The sequence below is a fragment of the Bacillus sp. FCW2 genome, from assembly GCF_021228595.1.
GTDB classification, from domain to species: Bacteria; Bacillota; Bacilli; order Bacillales; family Bacillaceae; genus Bacillus; species Bacillus velezensis.
On sequence record NZ_CP089436.1, the window covers coordinates 992,546 to 1,013,410 of the forward strand.

General features: G+C 47.6%; 21 protein-coding genes and 1 other annotated feature. Of the genes, 18 read left to right on the forward strand and 3 right to left on the reverse strand.

Annotation, left to right across the window (positions count from 1 at the left end):
- The first annotated feature begins 94 nt into the window (after window positions 1-94).
- The 7 genes from K3G25_RS04975 to yajC all read left to right on the forward strand — a co-directional run bounded on the left by K3G25_RS04975 (window position 95) and on the right by yajC (window position 5,070).
- Window positions 95-604: a sporulation cell-cell signaling protein BofC gene (locus K3G25_RS04975; protein WP_012118093.1), complete on the forward strand. Its 510-nt coding sequence runs from the start codon at window positions 95-97 to the stop codon at window positions 602-604.
- A gap of 134 nt (window positions 605-738) precedes the next feature.
- The gene (gene ruvA / locus K3G25_RS04980) at window positions 739-1,344 is read left to right on the forward strand and encodes a Holliday junction branch migration protein RuvA (protein WP_003152683.1); all 606 of its coding nucleotides are present in this window, start codon (window positions 739-741) and stop codon (window positions 1,342-1,344) included.
- 10 nt (window positions 1,345-1,354) lie between these two features.
- On the forward strand, window positions 1,355-2,359 hold the full coding sequence (gene ruvB, locus K3G25_RS04985; RefSeq protein ID WP_007408185.1) for a Holliday junction branch migration DNA helicase RuvB: 1,005 nt from the start codon (window positions 1,355-1,357) through the stop codon (window positions 2,357-2,359).
- On the forward strand, window positions 2,352-2,552 hold the full coding sequence (locus K3G25_RS04990; RefSeq protein ID WP_003152687.1) for a DUF2905 domain-containing protein: 201 nt from the start codon (window positions 2,352-2,354) through the stop codon (window positions 2,550-2,552). Before ruvB ends, K3G25_RS04990 begins: the two co-directional genes overlap by 8 nt.
- Before the next feature lie 25 nt (window positions 2,553-2,577).
- Entirely contained in the window at window positions 2,578-3,606 is a 1,029-nt protein-coding gene (queA, locus tag K3G25_RS04995) for a tRNA preQ1(34) S-adenosylmethionine ribosyltransferase-isomerase QueA (RefSeq protein ID WP_232489737.1), read from the forward strand.
- A 27-nt stretch (window positions 3,607-3,633) separates the two neighbouring features.
- Window positions 3,634-4,779 carry a tRNA guanosine(34) transglycosylase Tgt gene (tgt, locus tag K3G25_RS05000; RefSeq protein ID WP_014305500.1) on the forward strand — a complete coding sequence of 382 codons (1,146 nt, stop codon included), beginning with the start codon at window positions 3,634-3,636 and terminating at the stop codon, window positions 4,777-4,779.
- Window positions 4,780-4,809: 30 nt separating this feature from the next.
- The gene (yajC, locus tag K3G25_RS05005; protein WP_007408187.1) at window positions 4,810-5,070 is read left to right on the forward strand and encodes a preprotein translocase subunit YajC; all 261 of its coding nucleotides are present in this window, start codon (window positions 4,810-4,812) and stop codon (window positions 5,068-5,070) included.
- 52 nt (window positions 5,071-5,122) lie between these two features.
- Here the strand turns inward: yajC and K3G25_RS05010 are convergent, their stop codons facing one another.
- Complete coding sequence (locus K3G25_RS05010; protein WP_003152697.1) at window positions 5,123-5,509, reverse strand: TIGR04086 family membrane protein; 387 nt, start codon at window positions 5,507-5,509, stop codon at window positions 5,123-5,125.
- A gap of 166 nt (window positions 5,510-5,675) precedes the next feature.
- On the opposite strand from K3G25_RS05010, the gene K3G25_RS05015 reads away from it, so the two are divergent.
- Entirely contained in the window at window positions 5,676-6,332 is a 657-nt protein-coding gene (locus tag K3G25_RS05015) for a DUF421 domain-containing protein (protein ID WP_095061077.1), read from the forward strand.
- A gap of 7 nt (window positions 6,333-6,339) precedes the next feature.
- Here K3G25_RS05015 and spoVB read toward each other — a convergent pair whose 3' ends face one another.
- On the reverse strand, window positions 6,340-7,896 hold the full coding sequence (spoVB, locus tag K3G25_RS05020) for a stage V sporulation protein B (RefSeq protein WP_007408188.1): 1,557 nt from the start codon (window positions 7,894-7,896) through the stop codon (window positions 6,340-6,342).
- A 115-nt stretch (window positions 7,897-8,011) separates the two neighbouring features.
- Between spoVB and K3G25_RS05025 the strand changes: the two genes are divergently transcribed.
- From K3G25_RS05025 to dtd, 8 genes are all read left to right on the forward strand, one after another.
- On the forward strand, window positions 8,012-8,308 hold the full coding sequence (locus tag K3G25_RS05025; RefSeq protein ID WP_014418531.1) for a post-transcriptional regulator: 297 nt from the start codon (window positions 8,012-8,014) through the stop codon (window positions 8,306-8,308).
- Between the two features lie 36 nt (window positions 8,309-8,344).
- A complete protein-coding gene (gene secDF, locus K3G25_RS05030) occupies window positions 8,345-10,564 on the forward strand; it encodes a protein translocase subunit SecDF (protein WP_022552888.1) in 2,220 nt (739 codons plus the stop codon).
- Between the two features lie 131 nt (window positions 10,565-10,695).
- On the forward strand, window positions 10,696-11,193 hold the full coding sequence (locus K3G25_RS05035) for a cation:proton antiporter regulatory subunit (RefSeq protein WP_017418232.1): 498 nt from the start codon (window positions 10,696-10,698) through the stop codon (window positions 11,191-11,193).
- A gap of 63 nt (window positions 11,194-11,256) precedes the next feature.
- Window positions 11,257-11,583: a LapA family protein gene (locus tag K3G25_RS05040; protein ID WP_014418528.1), complete on the forward strand. Its 327-nt coding sequence runs from the start codon at window positions 11,257-11,259 to the stop codon at window positions 11,581-11,583.
- Between the two features lie 55 nt (window positions 11,584-11,638).
- Complete coding sequence (recJ, locus tag K3G25_RS05045) at window positions 11,639-13,999, forward strand: single-stranded-DNA-specific exonuclease RecJ (protein WP_232489613.1); 2,361 nt, start codon at window positions 11,639-11,641, stop codon at window positions 13,997-13,999.
- 5 nt (window positions 14,000-14,004) lie between these two features.
- Window positions 14,005-14,517, forward strand: a complete 513-nt coding sequence (locus K3G25_RS05050; protein ID WP_003152714.1) for an adenine phosphoribosyltransferase — start codon at window positions 14,005-14,007, stop codon at window positions 14,515-14,517.
- Window positions 14,518-14,674: 157 nt separating this feature from the next.
- Entirely contained in the window at window positions 14,675-16,879 is a 2,205-nt protein-coding gene (gene relA / locus K3G25_RS05055; protein ID WP_003152716.1) for a GTP diphosphokinase, read from the forward strand.
- A 12-nt stretch (window positions 16,880-16,891) separates the two neighbouring features.
- Complete coding sequence (dtd, locus tag K3G25_RS05060; protein ID WP_007408194.1) at window positions 16,892-17,335, forward strand: D-aminoacyl-tRNA deacylase; 444 nt, start codon at window positions 16,892-16,894, stop codon at window positions 17,333-17,335.
- Window positions 17,336-17,361: 26 nt separating this feature from the next.
- On the opposite strand, the gene K3G25_RS05065 is transcribed toward dtd, so the two are convergent.
- Complete coding sequence (locus K3G25_RS05065; RefSeq protein ID WP_109567090.1) at window positions 17,362-18,924, reverse strand: N-acetylmuramoyl-L-alanine amidase family protein; 1,563 nt, start codon at window positions 18,922-18,924, stop codon at window positions 17,362-17,364.
- Between the two features lie 130 nt (window positions 18,925-19,054).
- On the opposite strand from K3G25_RS05065, the gene K3G25_RS05070 reads away from it, so the two are divergent.
- Both K3G25_RS05070 and hisS read left to right on the forward strand, forming a co-directional pair.
- A complete protein-coding gene (locus K3G25_RS05070; RefSeq protein ID WP_003152722.1) occupies window positions 19,055-19,225 on the forward strand; it encodes a YrzK family protein in 171 nt (56 codons plus the stop codon).
- 60 nt (window positions 19,226-19,285) lie between these two features.
- Window positions 19,286-19,518 (forward strand) — a binding site (T-box leader).
- Between the two features lie 63 nt (window positions 19,519-19,581).
- Window positions 19,582-20,856, forward strand: coding sequence for a histidine--tRNA ligase (gene hisS / locus K3G25_RS05075; protein WP_007612829.1), 1,275 nt, complete (start codon window positions 19,582-19,584; stop codon window positions 20,854-20,856).
- Window positions 20,857-20,865 lie beyond the last annotated feature (9 nt).

Sequence of the window (20,865 nt, forward strand, 5' to 3'; positions counted from 1 at the left end):
CGGCTGAAACAGACAAATGAAAGAAAACGATTAAGCACCGGCATCTTTGGTCAAACTAGCATCAAGAGTTTGATTGAATAAAGAGGTGTTATTGGTGAAACGAATTTGCGGTGCTCGTCTATTGTTTATGCTTATCTTATCGGCTGCAGTCCTGATTTGCGGAGGAAAAGGCGCATACGGGGCGGAGGTCGAGCATTACGGGCCGCTTCGGGTGCATGTCCAGCTGGAAAAGGTCTATCTTGACGGTGATGTCGGCATTGAACATACGGATGAAACCGTTTTAGCGATGGAGGATTTTTGGGCCGCATATGCCGGCTGGACGCTCGTTGAGCAGAAAAAAGGCTTCGTCCTTTTCCGTAAGCATGTTGATGATATTTCTCCGCTCAGTAAGGTTAACGGTTATATCGGCGTCACGGACGGAGGCGTCATCTCCACTTTTCACGGCCGTCCCGGATCGCTGGCCGAGCCGATTCAGTCTTTCTTCCAGATTGATATAGAAAGGCTGGAAAGCCGATTGCAAAAGCATTTGGAACACGGCATACCGTACAGGACAAAAGCGGAGTTTGAGAGCGTGATCGATCATATTAAGACTTACAGCGGCTGACTTTGACGCAAGACATGTGACACATGTCTTTTTTTTCTGAATGGAAGGTGTCAAAGCGAACATACGTTAACTTTTCTATAAGACTTTGGCTGTTTTTGTGTTACAATGATAAGCAGTCAAAGAGGTGAATAGGTGTGATTGAATTCGTGAAGGGGACGATTGATTACGTATCTCCCCAATACATCGTGATTGAAAACGGCGGAATCGGCTATCAGGTCTTCACTCCGAATCCGTTTATTTATAAGGTAAGCAATCAAGAGACCATTTTTACGTATCATCATATAAAAGAAGACGCCTTTTCTTTGTACGGTTTTTCAACCCGGGAAGAAAAAGCGCTTTTCACAAAGCTGCTGAACGTCACCGGCATCGGGCCTAAAGGGGCGCTCGCCATCCTCGGTTCCGGTGATCCCGGAGCCGTCATCGAAGCGATCGAACAGGAAGACGAAGCCTTTTTGGTGAAATTTCCGGGTGTGGGCAAAAAAACGGCGCGGCAGATTATTCTTGATTTGAAAGGCAAACTGGCCGACGTCGTGCCTGAAATGATTGACAACCTGTTCAATCATGAAGCGCGCATTGAAAAACAAGAGGCTGAAACGGCGCTTGACGAGGCGCTTGAAGCGCTCCGGGTTCTCGGCTACGCCGAAAAAGAAATTAAAAAAGTGCTTCCTCACTTAAAAGAGGAAACGGCGCTTTCAACAGATCAATATGTGAAAAAAGCATTGCAAAAATTATTAAAGTAAGGTGATGTTCATGGATGAACGGCTCGTTTCAAGTGAAGCAGACAGCCATGAATCAATAATCGAGCAAAGCCTCAGGCCGCAGAATCTCGCCCAGTATATCGGCCAAAAGAAGGTGAAAGAAAATCTGCGCGTGTTTATCGATGCGGCGAAAATGAGGCAGGAAACGCTGGACCACGTTCTTTTATACGGGCCTCCGGGTCTCGGGAAAACAACGCTTGCGTCTATCGTGGCCAATGAGATGGGTGTGGAGATGCGGACGACGTCAGGTCCCGCCATCGAAAGACCGGGAGATTTGGCAGCCATTTTGACGGCGCTCGAACCAGGGGATGTGCTGTTTATAGACGAAATTCACAGGCTGAACCGCTCAATTGAGGAAGTGCTGTACCCGGCGATGGAGGATTTCTGCCTTGATATCGTCATTGGAAAAGGCCCGTCCGCCCGCTCCGTCCGTCTCGACCTTCCCCCTTTTACGCTTGTAGGAGCGACGACAAGGGTCGGATTATTGACTGCACCGCTCAGAGACCGGTTCGGGGTGCTGTCGCGCCTTGAATACTATACGCAGGAAGAGCTGACAGATATCGTGTCAAGAACGGCTGACGTTTTTGAAGTGGATATCGAAAAAGCCCCGGCTCTGGAAATCGCCAGACGGTCAAGGGGAACGCCGCGGGTTGCAAACCGGCTTCTCAGAAGGGTGAGGGATTTTGCCCAGGTGCTCGGCGACAGCCGCATCACGGAAGAAATCGCTCACGACGCGCTCGAACGTCTTCAAGTCGATGCGCTCGGCCTTGACCATATCGACCATAAGCTGCTGATGGGCATGATCGAAAAATTCAGCGGCGGTCCCGTCGGCCTTGATACGATTTCCGCGACAATCGGCGAAGAACCGCATACAATAGAGGATGTGTACGAACCGTATCTGCTGCAGATCGGATTTCTCCAGAGGACGCCGAGGGGACGGGTCGTGACTCCGGCTGTGTATGAACATTTTCGATTGGAGGCGCCCGCCCGTGACTGACTTTCCGAAGGTTCTCATGGTTCTCGGTGCCGTTTTGCTTATTGCCGGCGCAGTCTGGCACTTTGTCGGAAGGCTGCCCGGAGATATTTTCGTTAAGAAGGGAAATGTTACATTTTTCTTTCCCGTTGTCACTTGTATTGTGATCAGTGTGATACTATCCATTCTGCTTAATTTTTTCGGCAGAATGAAATAACAATAGACAGAATAAAGGTGAAATGATGAAAGTCGATTTATTTGATTTTGAACTGCCTGAACGCCTCATTGCCCAAGTGCCGCTGAGAGAGCGTGACGCATCGCGGCTGATGGTGCTCAACAAACAGACGGGCGGGCTGACGGACAGTTCATTTAAAGAGATTGTAAGCTTTTTTAATGAAGGGGATTGCCTCGTCTTGAACAATACCCGTGTGCTGCCTGCAAGATTATTCGGCACAAAAGAAGATACGGGGGCGAAAGTGGAGCTTCTGTTATTAAAACAGGAAGAAAATGATACATGGGAAACGCTCGTAAAGCCGGCGAAACGCGTAAAAAAAGGAACGGTCCTGACATTCGGCGACGGCCGGCTGACAGCGGTCTGCACGGAGGAGCTTGATCACGGAGGCAGAAAAATAGAATTCCGGTATGACGGGATTTTTTACGAAGTGCTTGAATCACTCGGTGAAATGCCGCTGCCTCCTTATATTAAAGAGCAGCTTGATGATAAAGAACGGTATCAGACCGTCTTTTCAAAAGAAATTGGATCTGCCGCAGCTCCGACGGCCGGACTTCATTTTACGGAAGAGATTCTGGACGAGCTGAAGCAAAAGGGTGTGCGGATTGAATTTATCACACTTCATGTGGGACTCGGCACATTCCGCCCGGTCAGTGCGGATGATGTGGAAGAGCATAACATGCACGCGGAATTTTATGAAATGACGGAAGAAACCGCCGCCTCTTTAAACGAGGTCAGAAAGGCGGGAGGGCGCATCGTGTCGGTCGGGACGACATCAACGCGCACCCTGGAAACCATTGCCGGCGAGCATGACGGCGTATTTACCGCTTCAAGCGGCTGGACGTCCATCTTCATTTATCCGGGATATGAATTTAAAGCGATTGACGGCATGATCACCAATTTTCATCTGCCGAAATCTTCGCTTATCATGCTCGTTTCTGCGCTTGCCGGCAGAGAGCATGTTCTTTCCGCCTACCGTCATGCGGTAGAAGAGGAATATCGTTTCTTCAGCTTTGGCGACGCCATGCTGATTATCTAATTTGAATGACAGGAGGCCTCATACAAAGTGGCTGAACAACCGATACGTTATGAATTTATAAAGGAATGCAAACAAACGGGAGCGCGCCTGGGCAGAGTTCATACGCCCCACGGCTCCTTTGAGACGCCTGTATTTATGCCGGTCGGCACGCTTGCTACGGTAAAGACGATGTCTCCGGACGAGCTGAAATCTATGGATGCGGGCATTATTTTAAGCAATACGTACCATTTATGGCTCCGTCCGGGACACGATATTGTAAAAGAAGCGGGCGGGCTTCATAAGTTTATGAACTGGGACCGCGCGATTTTAACGGATTCCGGCGGTTTTCAGGTCTTTTCATTGAGCAAGTTTCGTAATATAGAAGAAGAAGGCGTTCATTTCCGCAATCACTTAAATGGAGACAAACTGTTTTTATCTCCGGAAAAAGCGATGGAAATTCAAAACGCCCTCGGCTCTGATATCATGATGGCGTTTGATGAGTGTCCGCCGTATCCGGCAGAGTATGATTACATGAAACGCTCTGTGGAACGGACCAGCCGCTGGGCGGAACGCTGCCTGGAGGCGCACGGGCGCTCAGATGAGCAGGGGCTGTTCGGAATCGTACAGGGCGGAGAATACGAAGATCTGCGGACACAAAGTGCAAAAGACTTGGTTTCGCTTGATTTTCCGGGTTACGCCATAGGCGGATTATCTGTCGGCGAGCCGAAGCACGTCATGAACCGAGTGCTTGAGTTTACAACTCCGCTTTTACCGAAGGACAAGCCGAGATATTTAATGGGTGTGGGTTCACCGGATGCCTTAATTGACGGCGCCATCCGCGGCGTGGATATGTTTGACTGCGTACTGCCGACCCGGATTGCCCGAAACGGCACGGTGTTTACGAATGAAGGGCGTCTGAATATGAAAAACGCCAAATATGAGCGTGATTTCCGTCCGATTGACGAAGAGTGCAGCTGCCATACATGCCAAAATTACTCCCGCGCTTACATCAGACATTTGATCCGCTGTAATGAAACGTTTGGAATTCGATTAACAACTTACCATAACCTTCATTTTCTGTTACACTTAATGGAGCAGGTCAGACAAGCCATCCGGGAGGATCGTCTTGGTGATTTCCGAGAAGAGTTCTTTGAGCGTTACGGCTATAATAAGCCAAATGCGAAAAGCTTCTAAATAAAACCATTCTTGAAAGGAGGGAAACAGATGGGTACTTTAGGCACAATCGTTCCTATTATTTTAATGTTTGCAGTGCTTTATTTCCTGCTCATCCGTCCGCAGCAAAAGCAGCAGAAGGCCGTACGCCAGATGCAGGAAGAGCTGAAAAAAGGGGATACAGTGGTGACAATCGGAGGATTGCACGGCACTGTTGATTCAATTGATGAAAGCAAGGTCGTCATTAAAACAGGTGATAACACCCGTTTAACATTTGACCGCCGCGCCATCAGAGAAGCTTCCGCTGAATAACAGCGAAGCTCATACATACAAAAAAAAGAGCGGAGAATCCGCTCTTTTTTTATTACGCTGATCTGCTTCCTTTCAAATTCACTCCGAAAATGCCGCCGAGCATGCTGACTCCCAAAAAGCCGAGATGAAACAAAAGCTGACCGGATGTAAACGTTTTTCCGAACCCTAAATATTGAAACAGCAAGATGATTAATGAAAAACAGACGGCGGTTAACGCTCCGATCATCCAGCCTTTTTCCTTCGCTTTGCCGCCCGATATAAAACCGCCCGCAAATAAAGAAAGAAAGGAAAGCGCGGTGATCAGCCAGCTGAAAGATGATTCTTCCATTGAGGTAACCGTCAGTAAAAGCGAAATCGCCAAACTCGTAAGAAGCATCACCGCAAAGATAGCCACTAAGCCGTACAAGACGCCTCTTCCCACTTGTTTCGTTTCTTCCATTTTTATCTCCTCTCCGCCCTGCGGCCTGATATATGACAAGCCGGAGCCCGTCTTTTTCTAAATGTATTCTCTGAATGTTCGAATTAGACGTAAATGAATGATGTTCAGCCCTTTTCTTACATAATTCAGAGCCGGTGGCAAATGCTATGACCGTTGGAGGTGCGATATGGAAGATATTTTCATTATTACGTTTCGTACGATTGTGCTTTATTTTATCATTCTTGTGATTTTCAGACTGATGGGAAAACGGGAAATCGGAGAACTGAGCATTTTAGACCTTGTCGTCTCCATTATGATTGCCGAGATTGCCGTATTGGCAATTGAAAATGTAAAAGATAAGCTTTTGCATACAATTGTGCCGATTGTCGTTTTAATGATTATTCAAGTAAGCCTTGCTTTTATTTCGCTCAAAAGCCAAAAAATACGGCAGCTGCTTGACGGAAAACCCACCATTATTATAAAACAGGGAAAAATTGATGAACGGGCGATGAGATCGCAGCGCTACAATTTTGACGATCTTCTTATGCAGCTGAGGGAGAATAACATCGATAGAATCTCTGACGTGTCATACGCCATTTTGGAGTCTTCAGGCAAACTGTCGATCGTCAAAAAGAAAACTAATAAGGATAAGCAGATGGAAACATCCCTTATCGTTGACGGGGTCATTCAGAACGAGCATCTGGACAGAATCGGGAAAGACAAACACTGGCTCGAAAAAAATTTAGCAAAAAGAGGATATCGCGATCTTTCGGTTATATCATTCTGCACGTTTACGGACGGCGCTTTTTTTATTGATCTTAAAGATGAAAAAGGGGAGCCATAAATGGGTTTTACCGCGTCACGAACTTGCCGATGACCGGAATCCGGATCAGCTCTTCCCTTTTAATCAGCCTGAATAACAGAAGAAGCGCAATGTACAAAATCGCGGTCATTGCAATCCAGCCTGTGAGATTAACAGCCTCTGACCCTGAAAAATGAACGGCGTGCTTGATGATGCGGCTGACATAACCGCAAATGAATATGACGGCAAAACAGAGCGCGTATTCTTTTATTTTAATGCTGATCGGAAGCACCTTGCTTACGGTGGCCGCATGCAGCAGGGTGACAAGGACCATCCCCGTTACAATCGCAAGTGCGGCGCCCATGATGCCCAATGAAGGCCTGGTCGCCAAAACAAAAATCAGGCCGGTTTTGACAGCGGCGCCGATAAAACTGTTCATCATGGCGGCCCCGGCTAAATTGAGAGCCTGCAGCACCGCCTGAAGGGGCCCCTGAAAATAGTAAAGCAGAAAAAACGGCGCCATCACTTTAACAAATACCGCCGCATTAGTTGATCCGTACATGACGGACATCAGTTCATCAGCGAAAGAGAATAAAATAACCACCGAAATGCCTCCGCTTAAAAGACACAGCCTCATCGCCTGTTCCAGACGGTATTCGACAACTTGCAGCTTTTTTTGCTCCATTCCTTCACTGATCGCAGGAACAAGCGCCGTAGACAGAGAATAGGTTATAAAGCTGGGCAGCGTCAAAACCGTCATGGCAAATCCGGTCAGCTCCCCGTACTGGCTGGTGGCGGCAGCGGTGGCCACTCCTGCAATCGCAAGGCTCTGCGCGACGACAATAGGTTCAAAAAACCAAGATAAATTTCCGATGAAGCGGCTTCCGGTTGTCGGGAGCGACACGCTCATCAGCTGGCGGAAGGTTTCTTTTCCATTTGCAATCGACTTGAAAAATTGTTTTCTGATTCTGATTGTTTTATTTGCTTTAAAACAAATGAATAAATAAATAAGAGAGGCAAGCTCCCCGATGACAGACGAAATCATAGCTCCGGCTGCGGCATATTCAATCCCGTACGGCAGAAACACCGTCGTGCAGACTGCGACAAGTGAAATCCGCACGATCTGCTCAAGCACTTGGGAAAACGCCAGCGGGTTCATATTCTGCCTGCCCTGAAAGTAACCGCGCAGCACGCTGGAGATTGCGATAATCGGCACGACGGGCGTAATCGCCAGAAGCGGGTAAACCGTGCGCTGATCCGTCAGCATCGTTTCGGACATAATCGGCGCAAAGCATAAAAACAGCGGCGTGAAGATGAGACTTAATATCCCGGTGACGGTAAGCGACATCACTAAAATGTGTTTCATTTTCTGCCGGTCCCCCCGCGCGCTTGCTTCAGCGACAAGTTTGCTGATGGCAACGGGGAGGCCGAATTGAGTCAAAGTGGTGGCCAAAAAAAATGTCGGGGCAGCCATCATGTATAAACCGACCCCTTCTTCACCGATAAACCGGGCGATAACCACCCGGTTGACAAAGCCGAGCATTCTCGTAATCATCCCGGCTGCGATGAGAATAAGAGTGCCTCTTAAAAAAGTCTGTTTTGCCATTTTATAAACCCCTGCCTTCTCAAACTACCTGGAATCATATACAATAAAGATATGCGCCGATGTCGTCCGAGCATGACAAGTCTTCGAGAAAAATGGAAAAAGGAGCGAGCGCCCAGTGGAGAAACATCCCGCCGAAATATACAAAGATCATTTGCGGCCTTTTTTGTACAGTAAACTTGAAGAGTTCAAAATCCTCGGATACGATGATGTTGAGCACGAGAGTTTATGGTCATACTTAATACATAAAAAGTGGAAACAGAAAAAGGAACTGCCGCTGCATGAATTGGCCGGTCATATTTTATCAGTTAAAATTGGCGATTTTATGAACTATGCAACCGTTGAAGCTTTTAAGTCGTCTAATTGGCTGGAAAGCGATGAGGGTCAGGAAGCTTTAGATGAACTGCTGAGATAATGATTTGACGGCATAGGTTTAAGGAGGAAATACATAATGAAAAAAGGACGCTTGATTGCGTTTTTCCTGATCGTATTATTGATCGGCACAGGGCTGGGGTATTTTACAAAACCGGCTGCCAATAATATTACGTTAGGATTGGATTTACGCGGCGGGTTTGAAGTTCTGTACGATGTGCAGCCCGTCAAAAAAGGCGATAAAATCACAAAAGACGTGCTCGTCAGCACGGTGCAGGCGCTGAACCGCCGGGCTAACGTTCTCGGCGTAAGCGAGCCGAACATTCAGATTGAAGGAAATAACCGCATCCGCGTACAGCTGGCGGGCGTCACGAATCAGAACAGGGCGCGCGAAATTCTGTCAACGGAAGCGCAGCTCTCGTTCAGGGATACGAATGATAAAGAGCTGTTAAACGGCTCTGATCTCGTGGAAAACGGCGCGAAGCAAACCTTTGATCCGACGACGAACGAACCGATTGTCAGCGTTAAGCTGAAGGATGCGGATAAGTTCGGAGAAGTGACGAAAAAAGTCAAGAAAATGGCGCCTAATAATCAGCTTGTGATCTGGCTTGATTACCAAAAAGGCGATTCATTTAAAAAAGAAGTCGGCAAAAAACATCCGAAATATGTATCCGCTCCGAATGTGAGCCAGGAACTAAATACAAAGGATGTCACGATTGAAGGCCAGTTCACCGTTCAAAAAGCGAAGGACTTGGCCAATATTTTAAACGCGGGCGCGCTGCCTGTGAAACTGACCGAAAAATACTCTACTTCCGTAGGGGCGCAATTCGGACAGCAGGCTTTGCATGATACGGTAGAGGCCGGCATCATCGGTATTGCAATTGTTTTCTTATTTATGCTGCTTTATTACAGACTGCCTGGACTCATAGCGGTAATTACGCTTTCTGTATACGTGTATATTACGCTTCAAGTGTTTGACTGGATGCAGGCGGTGCTGACGCTTCCGGGTATTGCGGCGCTCATTTTGGGTGTCGGGATGGCGGTTGACGCCAACATCATCACCTATGAACGGATAAAAGAAGAACTGAAACTCGGCAAATCCGTCCGCTCAGCTTTCCGTTCAGGGAACAGACGGTCATTCGCGACGATTTTCGATGCGAACATCACAACGATCATCGCAGCGGTCGTACTCTTTATTTTCGGGACAAGCTCTGTAAAAGGGTTTGCGACGATGCTGATTTTGTCAATTCTGACAAGCTTTATTACAGCTGTCTTCCTTTCAAGATTCCTGCTCTCTCTTCTCGTGGAAAGCAGATGGCTTGACCGGAAAAAAGGCTGGTTCGGCGTCAAGAAAAAACATATTATGGACATTCAAAAAACGGATGAAAATACTGAACCGCATACGGCATTCCAAAAATGGGATTTCACGAGCAAGCGAAAATATTTCTTTATTTTCTCAAGCGCTGTAACCATTGCGGGAATTATCATCTTACTGGTCTTTAAGCTCAACCTGGGAATCGATTTTGCAAGCGGCGCGCGGATTGACGTGCAGAGCAATCATTCTTTGACGGCGCAGCAGGTTGAAAAAGATTTTGATTCTCTCGGCATGGAGCCGGAAAACATCGTGCTTTCTGGTAAAGAGAACCATGTTGCCGCGGCCCGGTTTGTCGGAGAGCCGTCTAAAGAAAAAATCGCTGAAATCAAAACGTACTTTAAGGACAAATACGGATCTGAACCGAACGTCAGCACGGTATCGCCGACAGTCGGAAAAGAACTGGCCCGTAATGCTTTATATGCTGTCGCCATTGCATCAATCGGCATCATTATTTACGTGTCAATCCGTTTCGAGTACAGAATGGCAATCGCCGCAATTGTATCCCTGCTGTATGACGCTTTCTTTATCGTCGCGTTTTTCAGCATTACCAGGCTGGAGGTCGATGTCACCTTTATCGCCGCTGTACTCACCATAATCGGTTACTCGATAAATGATACGATCGTTACATTTGACCGGATACGTGAGCAGATGAAAAAACGTAAGCCGAAGTCATTTGCCGATCTGGAACATATCGTGAATCTGAGCTTGCAGCAAACCTTTACACGTTCGATCAATACGGTCTTGACCGTTGTGATTGTTGTCGTCGTGCTGCTCATTTTGGGCTCATCGTCAATTACAAACTTCTCCGTCGCTTTATTGGTCGGTTTATTGACGGGTGTTTATTCCTCTCTTTACATCGCCGCGCAGCTGTGGCTTGTATGGAAAGGAAAAGAATTTAAAGGGAAAAAATCAATCGAAGAGTAAAATGGGAACAGGCTGTCTTGCAGAAGGCAGCCTGTTTTTTCAGGCCGCATTGAACTTAAAACCTGCATTTGCTATAATGACATACGCTTACATAATCAATCATCATTGTAAAAACATGTAGGAGGGTTCTTATGAACGTTCGTGAGTCGGAGCTTCCGGGCATCGGCCAGAAAGTAGAAGTCATTACGAAAAATCACGATAAAATCAGTATTATTCTTCATGATGACGGCAGAAAAGAGCTCTATTACTTCGATGAGAATGATCATGACGAATGCTTGGCATCCGTTGAATTTAACGACGAAGAGGCGAGGCAGATTTCCGCTATTTTAGGCGGGATGACGTATAAGCCGAAAGCGCTGGAATCTGTGGAAGTCGCGCTTGATGGCCTCGTCATTGAGTGGTTTAAAGCCGAATCTCACGCACCGGCTGTCAGCCGTACAATCGGAGATTTGGAGATCAAGAAACATTACAACGTCCAGATTATTGCGATCGTAAAGAAAAATCGGCAAAAACAGCTGAGCCCCGGCATTGATACCGTAATTGAAGAAGGGGACACCCTCGTCATATCGGGAGAAAGAAGCGGACTGAAAAAGCTGGTCCGCGAGCAGTTAACGGCCCGGATTTCCTGAGACCGGGGTTTACTCCCGGGAAAATGGGGGAAAAGATAAGAGTGAACGATTGGGGGCAGACGCATGAATAAACAATGGACTATTATATTCGCATTACTATTTACTCTGATTGTCGCCATTTTTGCTGTCATTAACGTGCGGGCGGTTGAGGTTGATTATCTGTTCGGAACCGCTGAATGGCCGCTGATTTTAGTCATTTTAGGTTCTGTGTTAATGGGAGCGCTGATCGTGTTTTCGGCCGGCATATTTCAAGTGATGAAGCTGAAGCGCGAAATTAAAATGCTGCGGAAAGAAAACAGATCCGCAGGTGAATTGACGGCTGATTCGGACGGCCAAAAAACAGCCGCGCCGCCGGAAGAAATGCTTGAAGAGAAAAAAGGATCAGAATAACATTTGAAACCCCTCAGTCCGCTCTAGTATAATAGGGTGGTTGAGGGGTGAATTTATGTTAGCGTCAAAAATGCGCTGGGAAATCCAGCAGCCGGATCAGGAAAAAGTCAAATCACTCACAGAACAATTGGACATAACACCTCTTGTGGCATCACTGCTTGTAAAAAGAGGTTTTGATACTGCCGAAAGCGCAAGGCTGTTTTTACATACAAAGGATGCAGACTTTTATGACCCGTATGAATTAAAGGGAATGCGGGAAGCAGTTGATCGGATAAAACTGGCGGTTTCTCAAGGGGAACCGATTATGATTTACGGAGATTACGATGCAGACGGCGTTACAAGCACGTCAGTGATGCTGACGGCACTCAGACAGCTGTCGGCGGACGTTGACTTTTATATTCCCGACCGTTTCACAGAAGGCTACGGCCCGAATGAACAAGCTTTCCGTTCCATAAAAGAGCGGGGATTTTCGCTGATCATTACAGTGGATACGGGAATCGCCGCCGTCCATGAAGCTGAAGTCGCAAAAGAGCTGGGCTTAGACGTCATTATTACCGACCACCATGAGCCGGGACCCGAGCTTCCTGACGTATTTGCGATCATCCACCCGAAGCAGCCGGGCTGCGGCTATCCGTTTAAAGAATTGGCCGGCGTCGGTGTGGCGTTTAAGCTTGCCCATGCGCTTACGGGTTCTTTGCCGGAAGCTATGCTGGACTTGGCGGCAATCGGTACGGTTGCAGATCTGGTGCCTCTTCATGATGAAAACAGATTAATTGCGTCACTTGGGATCGAAAGGCTTCGAACGACAAATCGGCCGGGCCTCAAAGCTCTGATTAAGCTTTCCGGCGGAGATATCGGACAAGCTGATGAGGAAACGATCGGATTTCAGGTCGCGCCGAGGCTCAATGCCGTCGGAAGAATAGAACAGGCCGATCCCGCCGTGCATCTGCTGATGACCGAAGATCAGTTTGAAGCGGAGGAACTGGCTTCGGATATTGACCTGCTGAATAAAGAGCGGCAGAAAATGGTGAAAACCATGACCGAAGAGGCTGTTGAAATGGTTCAGCAGCAAGGCGGAAACCCGTCTGCCATTGTAGTGGCAAAAGCCGGCTGGAATCCGGGAGTCGTCGGTATTGTCGCATCGAAGCTGGCTGAACGTTTTTACCGGCCCGCTGTTGTGCTTGGGATAGATGAGGAGCAGGGCATCGCTAAAGGGTCGGCGCGAAGCATCAGAGGCTTCAACCTTTTTACGAGCCTTTCACAGTGCAGAGACATTCTTCCTCATTTCGGCGGGCATCCGATGGCGGCAGGAATGACGTTGAAGGCTGAAGATGTGGCGGAATTAAGGGACAGGCTGAATCAAATGGCTGAAGAAACCCTTACGGAAGAGGATTTTATTCCCGTTCAGGAGGTTGATCTTGTCTGCGGCGTTGAAGACATAACCGTTGAAAGCATTACAGAATTGAATATGCTGTCGCCGTTCGGCATGCTTAACCCTAAACCGCATGTGATGGTGAAAAATGCCGTGCTTGATGATGTGCGCCTGATCGGAGCGAATAAAAATCACGTGAAAATGACGGTGAAAAGTGATTCCGCCGTCCTTGACTGCGTCGGCTTTAATAAAGGAGAGCTTGAAGCCGGAGTTGTCCCCGGATCAACGATTTCCATTGTCGGCGAGATGTCCATTAATGAATGGAACAACAGAAAGAAACCACAGCTGATGATTAAAGATGCTGCGGTGCCGGAATGGCAGCTTTTTGATATCAGGGGCAAGCGGACGTGGGAAGACACGGTCACCGCGCTGCCGAAGGAAAAACGGGTGCTCATCAGCTTTAACGAAAAAACCGCTCAGAAGCTCCGTGCAAAAGAGCTGTCGGGCGAGCTGGCCGGGATCACATCGGAATCCGAGGCGGAAGCTCTCCAGCTTGACGGAAAATATGCCGTTTTTCTGGATGTTCCGCCGTCAGCGGATCGCCTGCAGCATTTGCTTGACGGAAAGAAGCCGGAACGGATTTATTTTGTTTTTATCAATCATGAAGAACATTTCCTGTCCTCATTTCCATCGCGGAATGATTTCAAGTGGTTTTACGCATTTCTCTTAAAAAGGGGCGCTTTTGACTTCGGCAAGCATGGTTCAGAGCTTGCGAGACACAGAGGATGGTCAATTGACACAATCAATTTCATGACAAAGGTGTTTTTTGATCTCGGTTTTGTTAAAATAGAAGATGGTGTGCTGTCTGTCGTGAGCGGCGCGAAAAAACGCGACCTGGCAGATTCGCAAACCTATCAGGTAAAACAGCAGCTGATGGAATTAGACCAGAAGCTCAATTATTCCGCAGCCCATGAGCTGAAGGAATGGCTGAATAAGCTGATGAACCAAGGTTCAGAAGCTTATGAAAGTACGAGGAGGACATAGAACAGATGGATCTTAAAAAATACGTAACAATTGTGCCCGATTACCCGAAAGAAGGCGTACAATTTAAAGATATTACGACATTGATGGACAAAGGCGACGTATACCGTTACGCTACTGACCAAATTGTTGAATATGCAAAAGAAAAAGAAATTGATTTAGTTGTCGGGCCTGAAGCGCGCGGCTTTATTATCGGCTGTCCGGTTGCATACGCTCTCGGAGTCGGCTTTGCGCCGGTTCGGAAAGAAGGAAAACTTCCGCGTGAGGTCATTAAAGTCGATTACGGTTTGGAGTACGGAAAAGACGTACTGACGATTCATAAAGATGCGATTCTGCCGGGACAGCGCGTGCTGATTACTGATGACTTGCTTGCAACAGGCGGCACGATCGAAGCAACGATTAAGCTAGTCGAAGAACTGGGCGGCGTCGTAGCCGGTATTGCGTTCTTAATCGAGCTTTCTTACCTTGACGGCAGAGACAAGCTTGACGATTACGATATTTTAACATTAATGAAATATTAACCGCATATGGAAAAAAGCACTCGTGTCAGGGTGCTTTTTTCCTATTATTTCATCATCCTGACAGATTCTTTAGGTGTTTTGAACTTCTGCCCTTTACATCTCTCGTTTTTTTCTTGATAATAAACTAATACAGTTTACATTTAAAAAAGGTGATTCCATGGCGAACGAACAAGTATTGACTGCCGAGCAAGTAATAGATAAAGCGCGCACTTATCTGCCGGAGGAGCAGATTGCGTTTGTTGAGAAAGCTTACCTGTATGCGCAAAACGCGCATCGCGAACAGTACCGCAAATCAGGTGAGCCGTACATCATTCATCCGATTCAGGTGGCGGGGATTCTCGTCGATCTGGAAATGGACCCTTCCACAATTGCGGGCGGATTTCTGCATGACGTGGTAGAGGACACGGATGTCACCCTCGACGACCTGAAGGAAGCATTTTCTGAAGAAGTGGCGATGCTTGTCGACGGCGTGACGAAGCTCGGTAAAATTAAGTATAAATCTCAAGAGGAGCAGCAGGCGGAAAACCATCGAAAAATGTTTGTCGCTATGGCTCAGGATATCAGAGTCATATTGATCAAGCTGGCGGATCGCCTTCACAATATGCGGACGTTAAAGCATCTTCCGCAGGAAAAGCAGCGGAGAATTTCAAATGAGACGCTGGAGATTTTCGCTCCGCTGGCCCATCGGCTCGGGATTTCTAAAATCAAATGGGAGCTTGAAGACACCGCTCTCCGTTATTTGAATCCTCAGCAGTATTACAGAATCGTCAACCTCATGAAGAAAAAGCGCGCGGAACGCGAACTTTATGTCGAAGAGGTTGTCAATGAAGTGAAAAAACGGGTCGAAGAAGTGAATATCAAAGCGGACTTTTCAGGACGCCCGAAGCACATCTACAGCATTTACCGCAAGATGGCGCTGCAAAATAAACAGTTCAATGAAATATATGATCTGCTCGCCGTCCGTATTCTTGTCGGAAGCATTAAAGACTGCTACGCCGTACTCGGCATTATTCATACGTGCTGGAAGCCGATGCCGGGCAGATTCAAAGATTATATTGCGATGCCTAAGCCGAATATGTATCAGTCGCTGCATACGACCGTAATCGGGCCTAAAGGCGATCCGCTGGAAGTGCAGATCAGAACGTTTGAGATGCATGAGATCGCTGAATACGGGGTGGCCGCACACTGGGCATATAAAGAAGGCAAGGCTGCAAACGAAGAAGCGACATTTGAGAAAAAACTGTCCTGGTTCCGTGAAATTCTGGAATTCCAAAACGAGTCTACGGATGCGGAAGAATTTATGGAATCGCTGAAAATCGATCTGTTTTCTGACATGGTATACGTATTTACGCCAAAAGGCGATGTCATTGAACTGCCGTCAGGCTCTGTGCCGATTGATTTTTCCTACAGGATACACTCGGAGATCGGCAACAAAACAATCGGGGCGAAAGTGAACGGAAAAATGGTGACGCTTGACCATAAGCTCCGGACGGGCGACATCGTCGAGATTCTGACGTCCAAGCATTCATACGGCCCGAGCCAAGACTGGGTCAAACTGGCGCAGACGTCCCAGGCGAAACACAAAATCCGTCAATTCTTTAAGAAACAGCGCCGTGAAGAAAACGTCGAAAAGGGCCGTGAGCTTGTCGAGAAAGAAATTAAAAATCTTGATTTTGAAGTGAAAGATGTTTTAACACTCGAAAATCTTCAAAAAGTTGCCGACAAGTTCAATTTCTCAAATGAAGAGGATATGTACGCGGCGGTCGGGTATAACGGCATTACCGCTCTTCAGGTGGCCAACAGGCTCACCGAAAAAGAGCGGAAGCTGCGTGACCAGGAAGAGCAGGAAAAAATCGTTCAGGAAGTCACTTCCGAGCCGAAACATTATCCGCAAGGGAGAAAACGGGAAGCGGGTGTGCGCGTAAAAGGCATTGACAACCTTCTCGTCCGCTTGTCGAAATGCTGCAACCCGGTGCCGGGCGACCATATCGTCGGTTTTATTACAAAAGGGCGCGGTGTATCCGTTCACCGGGATGACTGTCCGAACGTCAAAACGAATGAAGCGCAGGAACGTCTGATCCCCGTTGAATGGGAGCATGAATCACAGGTTCAAAGACGCAAAGAATATAACGTTGAGATTGAGATTTTGGGGTATGACCGTCTCGGGCTTTTAAATGAGGTGCTCCAAGCCGTAAATGAAACGAAAACCAACATCTCCTCTGTCTCCGGCAAATCCGACCGCAATAAAGTCGCTACGATTCATATGGCGATTTTTATTCAAAACATCAACCATCTGCATAAAGTGGTCGAGCGGATTAAGCAGATCAGAGACATCTATTCAGTCCGGCGGGTAATGAACTAAAAGGAGCTTGCTATGAAATTAGTTGTTCAGCGTGTAACAGAAGCAAGTGTGACGGTTGACGGCGCTGTCGCCGGCCGGATCGGACCCGGCATTATGGCGCTTGTCGGCATCACTCATGAAGATACAGAAGAAGATGCCGCTTACTTGGCGGATAAAATCGTGAATCTTCGGATTTTTGATGATGAAAGCGGCAAGATGAATTTATCGCTTTTGGATACGGGCGGGGAGATCTTATCCGTTTCCCAGTTTACGCTTTACGGCGAAACGAAGAAAGGGAGACGCCCGAATTTTATGAATGCGGCTAAACCGGATCAGGCTGTGCTCCTTTATGAAAAGTGGAACGAACTCCTTCGGGAAAAAGGAGTCAAAGTGGAAACCGGAATATTCGGAGCCATGATGGATGTTCAGCTGACGAATTCCGGGCCGATTACATTGATTATGGATTCTAAACAATAAAAAAAGCTGCCGTTCGGCAGCTTTTTTTATGATTGAAAATAATGTTCCAATCCGCTTTCAATTCCGTCTGTCACTTTTTCCTGATAAGAGCCGCTATGTATGATTGTTTCTTCTTGCGGTTGACTGAGATAGCCGAGCTCATACAGCATGGCAGGCCGTTTATTTTCCCTCAGGACGTAATAATCGCCAAACAGAACGCCGCGATCCGGGATAGGGGAACGCTTCACTACTTCAGAATGGACGTCTGAGGCAAGCTGGCGATCCTTAGACGGACTGTAATAATAAGCCGTGCTTCCCCGTGTTGACGTATCGGCATAGCTGTCATAGTGAATGCTGATAAAGGCATCCGCATTCCGGTAATGAGAGGTTGAAACCCTGGCCTGCAGGCTGATAAAAGTATCATCCTGTCTGGTGATATACACGTTTGCACCGGATGCCCGCAATTTTTGGGCCAGCAGCTTAGCGGTTTTAATCGTTACGTTTTTTTCAAACTTTCCGGAGTAGCCGATCGTTCCGCTGTCTTTTCCTCCGTGTCCGGGATCAACGACGATCGTTTTGTTTTTAAGTGAGCCGCTGCCGCCTGACGTGTTGGGAGAAGGTGCTTCGCCTGTTTCCTCACCGCTTTTTGACGTTTGTACGACCCAGTTTGCCACATATGCGGTTTGTCCGTTTTCAAGCCGGACTTCATACCATTTGCCGCTTGAGCCGACAATCGGGTAGGCTGCGCCTTTATCTGCTCTTTTTACGATAGAAGCGGAAGTCGAGGCTGAGCTCCTTAAGTTGGTGCCGCCGTAAACAATATACGCTTTTTTCGAGGAGCCTGAGCCCGCAGAACCGTCTCCCGAGCCGGATGCGCTGTCCGATGAGTCAGAATCCTTTATGATGTAGTGGCTTGCTGCCCAGCCTTTTTGCCCGTTTGCTTCAATTTTCAGCCAGCCGTGGTCTTCACTTAAGATGGAAACCTTTGTTCCGCGTGATAATTTAGTCATAATCGCTGAATCATGTGACGCTGCACTTCTGACATTCAATGAAGAAACGCCGACCGTTCCGTTTTTTGACCCGCTTCGGGCGGAAGTTGCTTTCGTATCCGATCCGCCGCTGTCCGCGGTGACGTATTCGGAAGAAACCCATCCGGTTGTGCCTTGATAAGAAATGTTCACCCATCCGCTGTTCTTGTCCAGCACAGATGCATGTGCGCCTTGCGGAAGTTTGCCGATGACTTCATATGATGTCCCCGGGCCTTTTCTGATGCGGAGGTCAGGATCGGTGGAAGTGACTGTTCCCCTTGTTGCGGATGAATTGTCTGCTCCCCCGGCTGTTTTTGATATCAGCCAGGAAACGACCCATCCGGTTTTACCGGGGCTCAGCTGAAGCTGCACCCAGTCTCCCTCTTCTTTAGCGATCGGGTATCTTTCCCCTTTTTTTACTTCAGCCTTAATTCCATAGCTCAGGCCGGGACCGCCTCTGACATTGATCTTGTCTGTCGCGATGACCGCTTCTCCCTCTGCGGCGATTGCGGTGTGGAATGACGGAAGAAGCGCTGTGATGATGACGCCGCATAAAATAAGAGCAAGAGTTCTCTTCTTCATGGCTGTCCTCCTTTCTGAACTAACTAAAATACATTCTTGTATAATATCGTATTTTCCTTGCTGAATGTTAAATAAAAATAAAATGGTTTGTTTATACTAGTCATAAATACAGCGAAAAGGTGTGCAAATCATGAAATATCAACCAAAAATGGGACGCGCGCTGCACGATGCGGAAGGAAATCTGCACTTCAGTGATCAGAGCGATAGAGAAAAGGCGGGTTTTCTTGAAGAGACGGCGACGGAGTTCGGTCTCTTATCGAAAGAAGCGGTCGCAAGGAAAAACAGACGGAATAAAACTTGACAGGGGAGTGCAATCCCATTATTATAATAGAAATTGATGTACATAAGTCATGATAACGATTTTGAACCGATAATGGAGAAGAGTAGGTCAGAATGCATGGAGAAGAGAGGAACCGTCCCGGGCTGAAAGCGGATCCGCACTGCATCTTTCTCGAAACAACACTCCGGAGGTTCCCTGCTGAACGCTTTTGCAAGTCATTAGGCAGCGGACGTGAACCTGCGTTAAAGGTCAGAGCGGGGATGCTTCGGCATTCCAACTAGGGTGGCACCACGGGTATAACTCTCGTCCCTACTATACATGTATAGTAGGAGCGGGAGTTTTTTTATTTGAAGAAAGACATTAAGGAGGCCTGTAACATGGCATATCACATTCCAAGAGGCACACAGGACATACTGCCGGGTGAATCAGACAGATGGCAGTTCGTCGAACAAATTATGAGGGAGACGTGCCGCACTTATCAATATAAAGAAATCCGCACGCCGATTTTCGAGCATACGGAACTGTTCGCAAGAGGCGTCGGTGAGTCTACAGATATCGTGCAGAAAGAAATGTACACGTTTGAAGACCGTAAAGGGAGAAGCCTGACGCTTCGGCCGGAAGGAACAGCCGCCGCAGTCCGCGCGTTCAATGAAAATAAATTATTTGCGAACCCGGTGCAGCCGACGAAGCTTTATTATGTCGGACCGATGTTCCGTTACGAACGTCCGCAGACAGGACGTTTCCGCCAATTCTATCAATTCGGAATTGAAGCGATCGGCTCCAAAGATCCGGCCGTGGATGCAGAAGTCATTGCGCTTGCGATGAGTATTTACCGTAAAGCCGGTTTGAAACATGTCAAGCTTGTGCTGAACAGCCTTGGTGACCAGGAGAGCCGCAAATCCTACCGGGAAGCGCTCGTCAAACATTTTGAACCGCGCATCGGAGAATTTTGCTCAGACTGCCAGTCGCGTCTGCACACAAACCCGCTCAGAATTCTTGACTGCAAGAAAGACAGAGAGCATGAACTGATGAAAACGGCTCCGTCCATTCTTGATTACTTAAATGAAGAATCAGCCGCTTATTTTGAGAAAGTAAAACAATACTTAAACGATCTCGGCATCCCGTTCGAAATAGATCCGAACCTTGTCAGAGGGCTTGATTATTATAACCATACCGCTTTTGAAATTATGAGCAATGCCGAAGGATTCGGAGCGATTACAACCCTTGCCGGCGGGGGCCGCTATGACGGGCTTGTTGAACAGATCGGCGGACCTGAAGCGCCGGGTATCGGATTTGCGATGAGCATCGAACGTCTGCTGGCAGCCATTGACGCTGAGAAAACAGAGCTTCCCGTCAATCAGGGGATTGACTGCTACATCGTGACGCTCGGAGAAAAAGCGAAGGATTATTCCGTTTCCCTCGTGTACAAACTGAGAGAAGCGGGCATCTCAAGTGAAATCGATTATGAAAATAAAAAGATGAAGGGCCAATTCAAAACGGCTGACCGCCTCGGCGCACGTTTTATTGCGATTTTAGGGGAAGATGAGCTTGCCCAAAATAAAATCAATGTAAAAGATGCGGAAACAGGAGAGCAGCGTGAAGTGGTGTTAGACGAGCTGATACAAGTGTTAAAGGCAGATCAAAAGCAGTGAAGGAGAGGA